Source organism: Sporosarcina sp. QA0331 (assembly GCF_055808055.1).
This window is the reverse complement of sequence record NZ_CM147850.1, coordinates 288515-304771: the sequence shown is the minus strand read 5'-3', so window position 1 is coordinate 304771 and position 16257 is coordinate 288515. Positions and strand designations below refer to the sequence as shown.

Genomic DNA, 16257 nt, shown 5'->3' with positions numbered 1-16257 from the left:
CGACCGGCCGCCCTCTTTTTATGAAGGAGTAATGTCACTGAATGTACCGACATACCGCTCGACTTCACCTGCATCGTCTTTAACTGCATTGATTGTTAGCAGCTCCAAATATTCTGTTCCGTCTTTCCGCTTGTTCCAAATTTCACCTTGCCAAGAGCCCTCTTCACCGATGATGCTCCACATGGTCGTGTAAAATTGCTTGGATTGCCTTCCGGAACTGAGGACATTCGGATTGCTGCCGATCACCTCTTCTTCAGTATAGCCTGTAAGTTGTGTAAATGCAGGATTTACTGACAATATTGTACCATTCGGACTCGTTACGAGGATTCCTTGACCTGTTGAATCGAAAACTTCTTTCGCAAGCGTCAACCGATCCATATAGTACAGCCAGATGACGAGGACAAGGCTCACTAACGCAACTTGTGAAAATGCCATGAATCCAATCGAATAGGAACCGGTGATGGAATGGATAGTTGCAAGCAAGAGTGGAGGGAAAAATCCGCCGAGTCCACCCATCATGGAAACAATCCCGTTCACGATCCCTGCTTGTTTATTGAAATAGAATGGAACGAGCTTGAAGATGACACCGTTGCCGATCCCTGCCATAGCCGCAATTAAGATGCTGCCGACTGTATAGAGCCCGATGCCAGGTGAGAATGCCAAGACGATAGCCGCCAAAGTCAGCCCTGCGAAAGCACCCATCAATAGGAACAACGGCTGGAATCTATCCGCAAGCCAACCGCCTACAGGACGAAGCAATGTTGCCACGACAATGAAGCCGGCTGTCCGCATACCTGCGTCGACTTTCTCTAGTCCAAAATAAGTGACAAGGAAATTCGGCAGGAACACTGTAAATGCAACGAACGAACCGAATGTGATGAAGTAGAACAAAGAGAAGAACCATAGCTTCTCATTTTTATAGACGCCTTTGATCTGTTCAACAATCGGTGTTTTAATCTTTGTTTCCTGCTTATCGCCGAAAATGAAGTTCAAGACGGCAAAAATGAGCAATAGCACTAAATAGAGTTTAACGGTCATTGACCATCCGATTTGCGTCGCAATGACGGGCGCAGCAAACGTCGATACTGCTGTACCGATATTCCCCATCCCGTAAATCCCGTTGACAAGTCCGTGCTTCTCTTTCGGATAGTATTTCGGCAAGGACGTAACACCTACCGAGAATACGGCTCCCCCGATTCCGAGGAAAGTTCCCCCGATAATGAGCCCGGTGAATGATGACGTTTCACTTATGTAAAACACCGGGAACAGAAGGAGGATGAAGCTGACCATGAAAATGATCCTCGCTCCGAAAATATTTGCATAGTATCCTAGAGGTATCCGTAAAATGGATCCCAACACTACTGGTACAGCGGTTACGATCGCAAGTCTTTCAGGCGGAATGGAGATGTCCTCCGTAATGAACGGCAATAGGGAAGAAATCAACACCCACACCATGAATCCGACTACTAAGTTAGCTGTTTGTAAAGGTAATTGGATTTTTTTAATCATGTAAATCAGTCCATTTCTGAAAGTAGTGAACTACTTTAACCATAGGCTTCCGACGATCAAATGATGGATGTGTACAGTTCTTTGAATAGCTGATCCTGCTCCGTAATGCGAAGCGTGTTGATAACCATCGGAAAGACGATCGACTGCTCCTTCACGAAGTGGATCGTAATCACTTCAAATGCTTCACCGGCATCCTTGACGACGTCCTTCATATCCTGCAAGGACAATTCTTCAAGATTCCCGCGCGTATGATGGAGGAAATGGCCGATATACGTATCAATTTCTTCATGCTCCTCTTCAAGCGCCAGGATTGGGCCTTGCTCATCACCGATATATTTCGATAGCATCGGAAAAAGGAATTCCTCTTCTTTCTCCGTATGATTTTTTAGCGGGTCGATAAATTCAATGATGAGTTTTCGCAACGTCTGCAAAGCTTCCCTCGCTTCTTCCACATTGTAAATATCCCTCTCGAAACCAAGGACGATCGCATGCCAGCCATCCATTAGATAGGACAAATAATTATGTTCGTTTTCGAGCACTCGCAATGCAGGCAGTTCAAATTTGAATTGTTTCGCTGTCGTCAAACTTCGCACCTCCCGTTAGAAGTTTAGGAACTTCTTGCGTAATGCATATTCCACAAGCTCCGGCCTGCTTTTCAAATTCAATTTTTCCATGATCTTCGATTTATGTGCCTCTACCGTCTTAACGGAGATGTACAGCATTTCTGCAATCTCTTTATTCCCATAGCCTTTCGCGACTAACGGAAGGACTTCGATTTCCCTTCTCGAAAGGATTTTATAAGGATCCGTCTCAGCTTCATTGAAATCCTTTGTCACGAATTGACGCACGAGAGAGGTCGCCATCGAAGGATGGATGTAAGTTCCTCCGTCATATACAGTTCGTAACGCGGAAAGCAATTCTTCGTCGGGAGAGTTTTTTAATACATACCCGGAAGCTCCGTTTTTCAATACATGGAAAAGATATTCTTCGTCATCGTGCATTGTCAGGATGACGACTTTCGTTTCGGGAAAATCCTCTTTAATTTTCCCTGTGGCAATCAAACCACTCTCCCCGGGAGGCATGCTCAAATCCATGAGCAAAATGTCCGGGCGATGCTTCGCCACTAGTTCATACGCTTCCAATCCATCAGCGGCGGTCGCTACGACTTCCATATCGTCTTGATAATTCAAAATGTGCATGAACCCGCTGCGGACGACCGCATGATCATCGGCAATGATGATCTTCAATCGTCAACCCCTCCTTTAGCAATCGGGACTTCTAATTGGATAACCGTCCCTTTCCCGATCTCAGAACGGATTTGAAGGCGCCCCTCAACAAGTTCTGCACGCTCTTTCATGCTATAGAGACCTAAACCCGTACCTTTCGGATCCGTATTTTTCAGCTCGAATCCTTTTCCTTCATCCATGATCAATACATGAAGCAACCCTTCCGTTTCGTACAAGCGGACAACCATTTCATCGACATCCGCATATTTTAATGCGTTAAATACCGCTTCCTGGCAGATCCGGTAGACAACCGTCTCGATTTCGCCTTCATACCGTTTGGAGTCGAGCTCCGGATTGAAATGGATGACGAGTCCATAATTCTTTTCCACCCATTTGAAATGAGTACGGAAAGCCGCCTCCAATCCTAAATCATCCAGAGTAGCCGGACGCAGCTCGACGGATAGGTGGCGAATGTCATCCAATAACCGCATGAGCGAACCTTCCGTTTGCTGCACTTTCTTTAAAACATCTTCTTCGATGTTCATATATTTCAAGACACGTAAATCGACTAACGAACTAAGCATTTCCTGCGCTACACTGTCATGAAGCTCTCGGGAAAGCCGTTTCCGCTCATCCTCTTGAGCTTTGATTACTCGTTTCATCATCAGTTTCTGATTCAGTTCTTCTTGTGTCTTAATTTGCTGCGTTAAATCTCTCAGCATGAAGACCCGGGTTCCTGTTTCTTCATCAATTGTCTGGATGCTGCCCGTATAAGGAATGAGCCCCCTCCCTTTCGTTTCGAAATACACTTGGAAGGAACTGATATCCTCATCCGGATTAGCCATATAGCAGGAAACGCAAGTCTGCGGTTCATCTGAGCTTGTATAGCCTTTGCATACTGTGCAGATGGCTTTCGTGCTGCCCGCCATCATTTGATCATAAACATCTTTATCGATAATTTCTTCCGCTGCGGAATTCATCGCTAACGTCTTCCCTTGCCGATCAAAAAAGAAGATGGCTTCATCGGAATTGCCGTAGAGTTTCATTAATAAATCCGACAAATGCGTATTATTGTTTCGACTCATCCTTCACCAACTCCTTATTGTAAAATGGACCGAACTCCGTCCCGATCTCTTGCTGGAACTGCTCAAACTGTTCTTCGGTCAGCTGCCCGCCAGAACGGTATCCGACAAGCATGACGCCTTTCACACGAGTGTCTTGATAGAGAGGTATCGCTCCTAAACTTTTGAGCCCTTCAATAGAAACAATCGGATAATTGAACAGGTCGCCTGCACTCCATTCTTCATCTGCATCTTTGACATACATTGGCTTGCCCGTCTTAAAGACGAGCCCTGCTATCCCTTTACCTGACTGCAATTTAATGCGCCGATAGCGCTCGCTGCGATTTCCCGTCACATACACCCATCTCAATTCAAATCGACGTTCCGGCGATTGGACGAGCGCTATGCCGACGAAATCGAATCCAAATAATTCTTTTAAACGCTCAATCTCTTGCTCGTAATTAAATCCCGCCCGTTCTTTCATCACCATTGCTCCCTATGGAAAACCGTTTATCTTTTGCCCGCTTTTACAGGCGATCTTCTATACAGAATATAGCTCCTGCCGACATAATTCAATGGCACGCTCCATACGTGGACAAGCCTTGTGAACGGCCACATCGCGAAAATGAGGAAACCCGTCAAAATATGCAGCTTGAATGTCAATGGAACGGAAGCCATATACCCTGCTTCAGGCCTGAAGATCAGCAATGATCGGAACCAGACCGAGATGGAATCACGATAATCGAATCCCGGGTTCAAGTTATTCGTCACCAAAGAAGCATAACAACCGATAAACACGATGAATAGAAGTAGGCAGTTGACGATAATGTCAGAAGCCGAGGAGAGCTTCCGGACATTCCGGTGGGTAATACGCCGTGCTGTCAGGATCAGCATTCCAGCAAATGTGACGACGCCGAAAAATCCTCCGCCCCAAATCGCTCCCATATGATACATATGGTCACTGATGCCAAGCGCACGCGTCCACTCTTTCGGTATGCCAAGCCCGGCAACATGCCCAAGAATAACGGGAATGATACCGATATGGAAAAGCAAGCTGCCGATCATTAGTTGTTTCTTCTCAATGAACTCACTCGACTTTGCGGTCCATCCGAACTTGTCGTGCCGATACCGGAAAACATGGCCTACGACGAATACTGCCATGCAAATGTAAGGGAAAATCACCCATAAAAATTGGTTACTCATTGGCAGGAACCTCCTGTTGGATACAAGACTTGAATACCTCCCTCATCCCTTTGATGAGGTGGAAGTATGGACTCTCGTATTTTTCGAGAGCCTTCATCAAATGATAGGATCCGTCCTCCAACACAGCCAACAGCATGGAAAAACTTTGTTGGGCACGAGGATCCCCTCTCCATTCCGCTGCATAGATGAATTCACACATGAGCGGAAGTAAATCCGATAATTCGTTATCCGGCATGACAAGCCCGAACATTTCATAAAGCACTTTCAACCGGGCTAGCATTTGCCCGCGTTCCTTCGAATCTTCATATTTCACATACGTCATGAAAAGTGTGCAGTCTTTTTGAAAATCAAACGTATTAATATACATCTCTTGAATTTCTTCTAGACTATGTTCATGCATTAAATCCCAATACCGCTTTACTTCGGGATAGGAGGGATCGGAAGAGTCAATCGACTCTTCCAATACCGACGGATGAAATGTGATTTTTTCTGGGTAGGACAACTGGCTGGCGAAAAAGCCAAAGACGCTTTTTTCTTCGTATAAGCGGTCTAAATTAATCACGCCAGATCCCTCCATAGAAGTTTTCTTCGTAAATCTCCTTGCCCGTTTTTCCTGGAGAGACCGGTCCGCATCCGTCACAATCGGTACCGCCCACCATCGAGTAGCTGAATTGGTTTTGCGTAATGCTTTCGCCATATGTGCCCATCTGTTCGTTATAACCAGCAGATCCTTGTGAACGATAGACGTTCATCGTTCCTTCCTTATGGGAAGTCGGGATGACGAAGCGATCTTCGTATTTCGCGATTGCGAGCAATCGATACATCTGCTTCGTCTGTTGGGCCGTCAAGCCGACACGGGCAAGTCTGGATTCGTCAAATTCCTTGCCGGACGAAACTGCACGCATATAGGAGCGCATCATCGCCATTCGCTGAAGTCCCTCTTTCACGGTTTCCGTATCACCTGCCGTTAGCATATTTGCCAAGTATTGAATCGGAATTCTCATTTCTTCGATTGCAGGGAAAATCATATCTGGATTCTTAATGGAATCCTTCCCTTCGAAATAGTTCATGATCGGGCTTAGTGGCGGCACATACCAAACCATCGGCAATGTGCGGTATTCCGGATGGAGCGGGAATGCAAGCTTGTATTCAATCGCCAATTTATAGACCGGTGAATTTTTCGCTGCATTGATCCAGTCCTCTGAAATGCCATCTTTCCGCGCCTGTTCGATCACTTCAGGATCATTTGGATCAAGGAATAAATCACATTGCGCCTTATACAAGTCTTGCGGATCTGGCGTCGATGCCGCTTCGAGCACACGGTCAGCGTCATAGAGTAGAACGCCCAAATAGCGGATCCTGCCTGTACATGTCTCCGAGCAGACAGTCGGCAATCCGGATTCGATGCGCGGGAAGCAGAATGTACATTTCTCCGCTTTGTTCGTCTTCCAGTTGAAATACACTTTTTTGTAAGGGCAGCCCGTCATGCAATAACGCCATCCGCGGCATGCTTCCTGGTCGACGAGCACGATGCCGTCCTCTTCGCGCTTGTAGATCGCTCCTGCAGGACAGGAAGCGACACAGCTCGGATTGAGGCAGTGTTCGCAAAGACGAGGCAAATACATCATGAATGCTTGCTCGAAATTGAATTTGACTTCTTCTTCAATTTTTTCAATGTTCGGATCTTTTGGGCCGGTAATATGGCCACCAGCCAGCTGGTCTTCCCAGTTCGGCCCCCACTCCAAGTCCATATAATCTCCGGAAATGACTGATTTCGCACGTGCAACTGGCGTATGTTCACTTTCAGGAGCCATCGTCAACTTTTCATAGTCATACGTCCATGGCTCGTAAAACTCTTTAATTTCCGGCATATCCGGGTTATAGAAGATTTTCCCTAAAGCGATTTTCGAAAGTTTCGAGCCGGATTTCAATTCAAGCTTTCCGTTCCGTAAATTCCAGCCGCCTTTGTAAATCTCCTGGTCTTCCCAACGTTTTGGGTAACCGATGCCCGGCTTCGTCTCAACGTTGTTGAACCACATATATTCGGCGCCTTCCCGATTCGTCCATGCCGTTTTGCATGTTACGCTGCACGTATGGCAGCCGATGCATTTATCCAAATTCATGACCATTGCTACTTGTGCTTTAATTTTCAAGCCAGTTGACCTCCTTCATCTTGCGGACCGCCACGTATTCATCACGCTGGTTTCCGATCGGTCCGTAATAATTGAATCCGTAACTCAGCTGAGCATAACCGCCGACCATTTGCGTCGGTTTCATATGGATACGAGTCGGTGCATTATGGCTTCCGCCTCGTTCCTCCGTAATTTCAGAGCCTGGAACTTGGATATGCTTATCTTGCGCATGATACATGAACATCGTTCCCTTAGGCATTCTGTGACTGACAACTGCCCTCGCTGTCACGACTCCATTCCGGTTGTACACTTCAAGCCATGCATTGTCGTCGATGCCATGCTCCTTCGCGTCGAGATCAGAAATCCAGACAGTCGGACCTCCACGGAACAATGTCAACATATGCTGATTGTCCTGGTACGTCGAGTGGATGTTCCATTTGCCGTGAGGCGTCAAATATCTAAGGACGAGTGCATCCTGCCCACCAACAATCGGTTTATCCCGTGGACCTAATACCATTGGCGGCAATGTCGGCTTATAAACCGGCAATGATTCGCCGAAATCCATGAACAATTCATGGTCTAAATAGAAATGCTGTCTTCCTGTCAATGTCCTAAACGGCACGAGCCTTTCAATGTTCGTAGTGAATGGCGAATAGCGTCTGCCCATTTTATTCGAGCCGCTGAAGACAGGTGTCGGGATGACTTCTCTCGGTTGGGCTGTAATATTGGCAAATGTGAACCGTTCAGCCGCCCGGTCTGCTGAAATATCCTTCAGCTCTACGCCTGTATCCTGTTCTGCCGCTTCAAAAGCACGTTGTGAAACGCGTCCATTCGTTGCGGATGAAAGGGTGAGCATTGCCTCGGCCGCATTTTTCGCGGTATACAATTTCGGCAACCCGTCTTTGATCGTTCCATCCGTGTACACACCATTGATGCCCTTCATCAGTTCATACTCTTCCGCCACCGAGAACGAGACGCCATGAGCACCCACTTTTCCGGTTGAAAGCATTGGACCGAGCGTGATGTACTTGTCATACACTTTTGTATAATCACGTTCGACAATTGTCATGCCCGGCATCGTCTTGCCTGGAATCGGCTCGACCTCTCCTTTTTTCCAATCCTTCACTTCTCCATAAGGTTGAGCGATTTCTTGCATAGAATCATGTCCAAGCGGCGTCGTCACCAAGTCTTTGTAGACACCAGGCAAATGTGTTTTCGCCATTTCAGCAAACGATTCGGCAAGTGAACGGAAAATATCCCAGTCGGAACGCGATTCCCACAGCGGATCAACAGCAGGATTGAACGGATGGACGAATGGATGCATATCGGTTGAGGATAAATCCACTTTTTCGTACCAAGTCGCCGCCGGCAATACGATATCGGCGTATAATGGCGTCGCTGTCATCCGGAAATCGAGTGCTACGAGAAGATCCAGCTTCCCTTCCACTTCATCGCGCCAAACGATTTCTTCCGGCTTCATGTCTTCATTCGGCTGCGCAATCAATCCTGAGGATGCCCCGAATAGATGCTTCATGAAGTATTCCTGCCCTTTCGCGGAGCTCGAAACGAGGTTCGAACGCCAAACAAAAAGTGATCTTGGGAAGTTTTCCGGTGCATCCGGATCTTCGATGGCAAAATTCAGTTTGCCGGATTTTAATTGATCAACCATATAATTTGCTATTTCTTCAGTTGTCGTGCTGCCTGCTTGTCTTGCTTCCTCAGTCAGTTGCAAGCTGTTTCTATTAAATTGCGGATAGGATGGCAGCCATCCAAGTCTTGCGGCAAGCACATTGTAATCCGCCGGATGTTCATAACGCGATTTCTTCCCTAGCGGCGAAGCCAATGCACTTGTGCCGCCTTCTTCATATTTCCACTGATCTGTCGCGAAATAGAAGAACGACGTTGCGTTTTGCAAACGAGGAGGAGCCTGCCAGTCTCTAGCGAAAGCGATTGTACTCCACCCTTCGATCGGACGGCATTTTTCCTGGCCGACGTAATGCGCCCATCCGCCTCCGTTGTTTCCTTGTGACGCAGTAAGGGTAACTAGATTAAGAATGGCCCGATAGATTGTGTCGCTATTGAACCAGTGGTTGATACCTGCCCCCATGATGATCATTGAACGTCCGCCTGTATCCAAGGCGTTCTGCGCAAATTCGAGAGCGATCTGGATGACGAGCTCCGGTTTGACGTTCGTCACTTTTTGCTGCCAGGCAGGCGTATAAATTGATTCGGCATCATCGTAGCCTTTTGCATCCCATTTGCTGCCCGATCTTCTAATTCCATATTGACTCATCATGACGTCATATACAGTTGCAACAAGACGCTCCGTGCCATCAGCGAATTTTACTTTCTTCGCCGGTATTGCACGTGTGAAAACTCCATTCCCTGAATTATCGAAGTAAGGGAATTGGATTTCTTTCCATTCAGCGCCTTGGTCAAGTACAGATAACACCGGCTCCACTTTCGTTCCATCCTTGTTTTCAAGAATGAGGTTCCATTTCGCATCTTTTTCCCAGCGTTGCCCCATTGTCCCGTTCGGAACGATGATTTCATTTTTCGCCCCGTCGATGATGACCGGCTTCCATTCAGCGTGTTCGCTCTCCTGCCCTAGATCGCTCGCACGTACGAAACGCCCTGCTTTGTAAGCATTATTATGCTCATCAAGCGTGATGAGGAATGGCATATCCGTATATTGCTTCGCATATTCGAGGAACATCGGCTCTTTCCGCTGCTCATAAAATTCATCCAAAATGACATGGGTCATCGCTTGGGCAACCGCTGCATCCGAGCCAGGGTTCGGCGCGATCCAGTCATCTGCATGGACGACGCTTTCCGCATAATCTGGCGCGACGGAGACAGTTTTCGTCCCTTTATAACGGACTTCCGTCATGAAGTGCGCATCCGGCGTCCTCGTCAAAGGAACGTTCGAGCCCCACATGATAATATAGCCGGCATTGAACCAGTCGCTTGATTCCGGAACGTCTGTCTGCTCGCCCCAAATTTGCGGAGAAGATGGCGGAAGATCCGCATACCAGTCGTAGAAGCTCAACATTTCTCCACCTAATAGCGATAGGAAACGTGCACCCGACGCATAGCTGACCATCGACATCGCAGGAATTGGCGTGAAGCCTGCAATCCGGTCAGGTCCATATTTTTGGATAGTGTAAATCAATTGAGCGGCAATCAAGATTTTCGCATCGCGCCAATGGATTCTTACATGTCCGCCTTTGCCGCGCGCTTTCTTATACTCGGCAGTCTTTGCAGGGTCTTCTACGATACTTGCCCACGCCTTGATCGGATCTTTATGCTCCGAAAGCGCACGGCTCCACATACGCCACAACTTCCCCCGTATGTATGGGTATTTCACCCGCAACGGACTGTACTCATACCATGAGAAGGATGCTCCCCGCGGACAACCCCTCGGTTCGAATTCAGGCATGTCGGGACCACATGATGGATAATCGATTTGCTGATTCTCCCACGTAATAATTCCGTTCTTCACAAAAACTTTCCAGCTGCAAGAACCGGTACAGTTAACGCCATGCGTCGTCCGAACAACTTTGTCATGGGACCACCTTTGACGATACATATTCTCCCAATCCCTGCTTTTTTCTTCGAGTACGGACCAGTTTCCAGAATACCGTTCAACCGGTTTGAAATACTTCATACTAAACTTGTTCATGGACATTGAATAGTTTCACTCCTTTAATCAGAATGACGTGCAGATAGGGGAACTCGACATACCTACCTTTACCTTATACCCTTAATGTTATAGATTAATCGGAATAGTACCATTAGGGTTTTCCCTATATCACCCCGGGGAATCCACCAATTAAAAAAGCCGCCTTGGAGGCAGCTTTTTTTGCACGTATGCAATTGGAAATGTGCAAACACGCATAAATTGAGAATCTCACGCATAAAAGCCAGTAAATGCGCATAAATTATTTCAATTACTCATAAACGTTTAAAACCGCACATAAATCGTCGCAAACACGCATAAACGTCTACAAATGATCATAAATCTCCGTAAGCGCTCCTAAACTTACTAATTATAACGCCTTCGCAACTCGCTCAAACAATACGTTATTCTCTAGATGTACATGCTCAAACGTGTCTTTTTCAAGCTGCTCAAGCCTTGCATAAACGAGTCTATATGTTCCACAAGCTCCTTCAGGAGGCGTAAAGTTGTCAGTGATTTCCCTAAGTTCAAAAAGCAGTCGGCCCGCATTGTCATGCTCCTCTTCCAGCTCGGATACGCGAGGCTTCAATTGCTCTTTTACTTCGGGAGTCGGATTATTTAAAAACTCAAGAATAAAAGGGAAAACATTTTGATCTTCATCATACGTATGGTCCAGTAATTCTTCGTGCAACGCTTTGAAGATCTTTTGCACACGCAGTAAATGCGGATGGTTTTCACCATGTACCCGAGCGACCTTCGTAATATAAGGCGCAAGCATCGACAGCTCGTCACGCAAGCTTTCATGATATTTCTCCTGAATGTAGGCGATCAATGTCTTCTCCCCAAATGAAGAAGGTTCCATGCTAAGACGGTTTTCCCGTTTCTCTTCTATTGAATGGATGTTATTTAAAACTTCTGAAGGGTTCAAGTTCCGCTGCTCTGCCGCTTCCTTCAATGGAATCTTCCCACCGCAACAATAGTCGATGCGAAGACTTCTGAACAAGTCGGCGCTTTGCGGCAATGCCGTGACAATATCCGAGACGCGCGTATCGATGGTAAGTGAAGACATAATGAATTCCTCCCCAAATTTTCTTTTCGATTTACATGATAATGAATGTACCGCGGAAGCGATATTAGGGAATTGCCTATTTCCCTTCCGTCTACTCCATCATAGATGACTCGCCGAGCGCGAGATGTGATGTATATCACAGTTTTACCAGTGTCATAAATTGTTCAAAAAGTCGGAGGTGGCTAGTTATTATAGGTTCTCGACACTTTAACGCTGATTAACCATTTTGCCCCATAAGTAAACACTTTCAATAGATGGTTCATTCACAATTGAAATAACTGGTATACTACTTTTAATAAATAGACTTTGTAAACGGGGGATTTTGGGTGTCACTTCAATTTATTAACGCAGAAAAGAGAATTCATGATTCTGTCGTTTTCCCTTCATTTGATTTATCAATCGACTTAGGAAAAGTCGTTGCCGTCTATTCGAGCGTCAATGTGCGCGAGCAGCTTATTGAGCTATTGCTTGAAAAGTCCAAGCTATCGAACGGTGAAATTCGTATTGGGGAAAGCGGCATTTCAGAAAACAAAACAGAAATTGGTTTTTTCTTTCTACATGATGGCCTATATGAACGATTATCCGTTGAGGAAATGATTCGTTTTACAAAACGGCTTTATACATCAAATCAATCCATCGAGGAAGCTATTCAGACTGCCCAATTGGATTCCAAACGCCGTGTAAAAATAAAGAACTTATCCTTTTCGGAACGAAAACGGGTTCAACTTGCCCTTTTGCTAATACAAAACCCAACTATTTGTATTTTCGAAGAACCTGATCAAAATATTGATTTGGAATCAAAACGAATTTTCCTCTCTGTTCTTCAAAAGCTCAAACTAGACGGTCGCAGCGCATTCATTTTAACGGGGAATATGGAAAGTGCCGTAACGGCTGCCGATGAAATCTTCCGTTTGGATGAAAACGGGCTGCATTCCGTCCATACCGCAACGGATGAAGAGAAAGAGATAGAAGATTCACCAGCCATGGCTGAATCGATCATACCTGTCCGTTTCGAAAAGATACCAACGAAGGTCAATGAAAAAATCGTTTTATTTGATCCTCCTGAAATCGATTATATTGAAAGTAATGACGGCCAATCCTTTTTGCATATTAAAGGAGAAGCCTTCCCTTCTGTATCTACATTGAATGAATTGGAGACACGACTACTCCCGTTCGGTTTCTTCCGTTGTCACCGTTCGTACATTGTAAATTTGCAGAAAGTGCGAGAGGTCATCACATGGACGAGGAACAGCTATAGTCTTGTTTTGGACGATGCAGAAAAATCGACAATACCTTTATCAAAAACAAAGATGGTGGAGTTAAAAGAGATGCTTGGCCTATAACTTTGTAGAAAATTGTATTATTTCCTCGGAAATATTTTGACAGTATCCGACGTTTCAGCCCGGCAATTACTCCGTTCATGATTTGTGGGAGGAAATCAACTTCGCAATACGGTTCATTCACAGTGAAATTTGCTCTACTCACCCTCTATTTCACTCTTTTCGTCCGAAATATAATGTGCTCCATTCCGATTTCACTTATTCTGAAGGTGCAAATACGATATGTACGAAACCTACGACAGGAGGATGGAAATGGAAAACATTATTGAGGTGAGCAGTTTAGCAAAAGTTTTTGCGAACCAAACAGCAATTGAAAGTGTCGACTTCCACGTTAAAAAGGGTGAAATTTTTGGCTTCCTTGGACCGAGCGGATCAGGAAAAACGACAACGATAAAAATTTTAACCGGGCAATTAACACCTACTAGCGGGACGGCGAACGTTTTTGGAGAATCTGTTTCTCAGCTAAAGAAATCGGAATACCGTAAGCGATTTGGAGTTCTTACAGATAATAGCGGCTTATATGGAAGGTTATCAATCTACGATAATTTGAAGCTCTATTGCGATCTATATGATGTATCCTACTCAAAAATCGATGAAGTACTCGATGCTGTTAATTTGAAAGAAGAGAAATCGAAAAAAGTTTCTTCCTTATCAAAAGGAATGACCCAGCGCGTTACACTTGCACGGGCTTTGATCCACGAACCGGAATTGCTGTTCCTCGATGAGCCGACGTCCGCCCTTGATCCGACAAATTCACTTCATATCCATGAGGGATTACGGGCGCTTAATGAGAAAGGAACAACGATATTTTTGACGACGCATGATATGCACGAAGCGGAAACGTTATGTGATAGAGTCGCTTTCCTAAATAAAGGTAAAATCCAACTTTTGGATACGCCGGACAAATTGAAAAAGAACTACTCAGATTCGACGATCACCGTGGAATTGACGAACGAAGAAAAGGTGATCTTGCCTGCAGGTTCTGAAGGGGCAAGTCAGTTATTCGAGTATATGAATACGAATCAAATTGTAACGATCCATTCGAACGAGCCAACTTTAGGGGACATATTCGTGCAAGTGACAGGGAGGAAATTGGCATGATGATTTCATTGAAACGCGTGAACGCGATATTGCAAAAAGACTTTAAGGACTTTTCTCGGAACTTTGCTGTGTCGACAGTTATTTTTATTCCCGTTATTTTAGGTGCTTTTTTCGCACGCATGGGTGTTGATTCGCTTGAAACCCATTTCATCCTTATTAATATGACGTTTGGAATGGTAGCTTCATTTGTCCAATGTTGTTTGATCGCTGAAGAAAAGGAGAAGAACACATTGCGCGGACTGATGCTTTCCCCTGCAAGTACGACTGAAATTCTTGGCGGAAAAAGCTTGCTGACATTTATTATGACGATGCTTGTCGTCTTTTTCACAATTTTCTTGGCGGAATATAAACCTGCCAACTTTGCTGTTATAGCTGTGGCGATTATTTTATCATCATTTTTCTATATTGCGTTAGGAACACTGCTCGGCCTATATTCGAAGTCTGTTATGGAAGCGTCCGTTCTTGTCATGCCTGTCATTATCGTCTTTTCGCTTGGATCGTTTATTACGATTGCTGCGGAAAAATATCCGGTATTACAAGTGGCGACATATTTGCCAAATATCCAATTAATTGAATTGGCGACAAAAGTGGAAGCGGGAGCCGGCTTTGCGGGTGTTATCGGTGAATTGGCTATCATTTTAGGATGGGTCATTGCCGCTACCATTTTGACGGTTATCATTTATCGGAAAAGGATGGTCGATTAATATGAAGCAAGCGCTTAGATTTGTAGCGGGAATTGGCATGGGAGTAATAGCCATCCTCGTCTATACGATGTTTTTCAAATAAATTGAGGTGCAATATGAAAAAAATCTTTTCATTTTTATTAGGAGGCTGCATCGGGTTCACCGCTGTCCTTTATTTCATCCTGTTTCCAGAGCCAATGTCGATGCGCACCTTACTTATCGTTGCGGCAAGCGTCATAATCAGTTTTCCTTTATGTATTTTACTTCATGAAACGGGACACTTCCTTGCTGGTCGTCTTCAAGGGATGCGGATGCTCAATGTGAGCGTCGGTCCCTTCGTCATCGAACGGCATGAAGGAAAGCTTCATTTCCATGTTGTTCGATCCGTTCTCGGCTATCTTGGAAGGGCAATGATGGGGTTTTCTGAACAGTTAGAGAAGGAAGTGATGCGGGATAAGCTGATCCGCTATATATATGGCGGACCGTTGATCAATGTCGTAGTAGGCGCCTTATCGATCGGAATCGCTTTCGCTATATGGCATCATCAGTTTTTCATCCTATTCGGTTTGATAAACGTCCTTCTCGGCATGACAAACTTGCAGCCTGCAATGTCCAAAAGTGCTATGACGGATGGATTGGTCATCCAAAGGCTTCGGACTGTCCCCATAGAAGATTCCGTCATCATGGCAGGTTATTCGGCATTAACGGAAGACATGAAAACGACAGACATAAAAAAGTGGAATTCAGATCTGATCGTACAACTGGAAAGGTTATTACAATCCGAGGATTCAACTGCGAAAAGCTTCCTTACAACAATAGGTTATTACTATTTGCCAGAATACGCAGAAAAAGTGCTCGATATCGGACGGGCATCGGCCTTTACGCGAGAATCGGCTTCACATGATTATTATGCGGATTGCGCAGATATCACATTCGCGACAGCCCTTTTCTTTACTGAAGAATTGAAGGAGTACCCGGAAATCGAGTTAGAACTAGGTAAAATCGGCAAAACAGAGACCGTTATGGATTTGAAACGGCATGCTTTGCTGTCATACATAAAAGGAGATGTTGCAAGTGCTGTCGGCCATCTTGAAAAAGCCAAGGCAGCACTCGGCAAATGGCATCCTCATTATTTGCGCGGAGTGATGGAGCGGGAATTGCTGCAAGTAATGATTGATAAAATGAAAATAAATAATGATCATCTCTATCCGTCCGCTCATCATCCAAATGATATATACTTATAAGAAAGAAAAT

General features: G+C 45.3%; 14 protein-coding genes. 4 read left to right on the top strand and 10 right to left on the bottom strand.

The window, feature by feature from the left end:
* Positions 1-18: 18 nt before the first annotated feature.
* The 10 genes from AC0L13_RS01590 to ric form a co-directional block, all read right to left on the bottom strand.
* The gene (locus AC0L13_RS01590) at positions 19-1509 is read right to left on the bottom strand and encodes a nitrate/nitrite transporter (protein WP_473643276.1); all 1491 of its coding nucleotides are present in this window, start codon (positions 1507-1509) and stop codon (positions 19-21) included.
* 56 nt (positions 1510-1565) lie between these two features.
* Positions 1566-2093, bottom strand: a complete 528-nt coding sequence (locus AC0L13_RS01585; protein WP_473643274.1) for a hemerythrin domain-containing protein — start codon at positions 2091-2093, stop codon at positions 1566-1568.
* A 15-nt stretch (positions 2094-2108) separates the two neighbouring features.
* Positions 2109-2756 (bottom strand): response regulator, encoded by a 648-nt coding sequence (locus tag AC0L13_RS01580; protein ID WP_473643272.1) that lies wholly within the window; start codon positions 2754-2756, stop codon positions 2109-2111.
* The gene (locus AC0L13_RS01575) at positions 2753-3820 is read right to left on the bottom strand and encodes a sensor histidine kinase (RefSeq protein WP_473643270.1); all 1068 of its coding nucleotides are present in this window, start codon (positions 3818-3820) and stop codon (positions 2753-2755) included. The genes AC0L13_RS01580 and AC0L13_RS01575 overlap by 4 nt, the downstream gene beginning before the upstream one ends.
* Complete coding sequence (locus AC0L13_RS01570; RefSeq protein WP_473643268.1) at positions 3804-4280, bottom strand: GAF domain-containing protein; 477 nt, start codon at positions 4278-4280, stop codon at positions 3804-3806. The genes AC0L13_RS01575 and AC0L13_RS01570 overlap by 17 nt, the downstream gene beginning before the upstream one ends.
* Before the next feature lie 26 nt (positions 4281-4306).
* Positions 4307-4999: a respiratory nitrate reductase subunit gamma gene (narI, locus tag AC0L13_RS01565; protein ID WP_473643266.1), complete on the bottom strand. Its 693-nt coding sequence runs from the start codon at positions 4997-4999 to the stop codon at positions 4307-4309.
* Positions 4992-5561, bottom strand: a complete 570-nt coding sequence (gene narJ / locus AC0L13_RS01560; RefSeq protein WP_473643263.1) for a nitrate reductase molybdenum cofactor assembly chaperone — start codon at positions 5559-5561, stop codon at positions 4992-4994. Before narJ ends, narI begins: the two co-directional genes overlap by 8 nt.
* Entirely contained in the window at positions 5554-7152 is a 1599-nt protein-coding gene (gene narH, locus AC0L13_RS01555) for a nitrate reductase subunit beta (protein WP_473643261.1), read from the bottom strand. Before narH ends, narJ begins: the two co-directional genes overlap by 8 nt.
* Entirely contained in the window at positions 7142-10813 is a 3672-nt protein-coding gene (locus AC0L13_RS01550; protein WP_473646805.1) for a nitrate reductase subunit alpha, read from the bottom strand. The genes narH and AC0L13_RS01550 overlap by 11 nt, the downstream gene beginning before the upstream one ends.
* A gap of 367 nt (positions 10814-11180) precedes the next feature.
* Positions 11181-11879: an iron-sulfur cluster repair di-iron protein gene (gene ric, locus AC0L13_RS01545; protein WP_473643259.1), complete on the bottom strand. Its 699-nt coding sequence runs from the start codon at positions 11877-11879 to the stop codon at positions 11181-11183.
* Between the two features lie 326 nt (positions 11880-12205).
* Between ric and AC0L13_RS01540 the strand changes: the two genes are divergently transcribed.
* The 4 genes from AC0L13_RS01540 (at position 12206) to AC0L13_RS01525 (ending at position 16247) form a co-directional block, all read left to right on the top strand.
* Entirely contained in the window at positions 12206-13222 is a 1017-nt protein-coding gene (locus AC0L13_RS01540) for a LytTR family transcriptional regulator DNA-binding domain-containing protein (protein WP_473643257.1), read from the top strand.
* Positions 13223-13471: 249 nt separating this feature from the next.
* Positions 13472-14320: an ABC transporter ATP-binding protein gene (locus AC0L13_RS01535; protein WP_473643255.1), complete on the top strand. Its 849-nt coding sequence runs from the start codon at positions 13472-13474 to the stop codon at positions 14318-14320.
* Complete coding sequence (locus tag AC0L13_RS01530; RefSeq protein WP_473643253.1) at positions 14317-15024, top strand: ABC transporter permease; 708 nt, start codon at positions 14317-14319, stop codon at positions 15022-15024. Before AC0L13_RS01535 ends, AC0L13_RS01530 begins: the two co-directional genes overlap by 4 nt.
* A 95-nt stretch (positions 15025-15119) precedes the next feature.
* Entirely contained in the window at positions 15120-16247 is a 1128-nt protein-coding gene (locus AC0L13_RS01525) for a M50 family metallopeptidase (RefSeq protein ID WP_473643251.1), read from the top strand.
* Positions 16248-16257 lie beyond the last annotated feature (10 nt).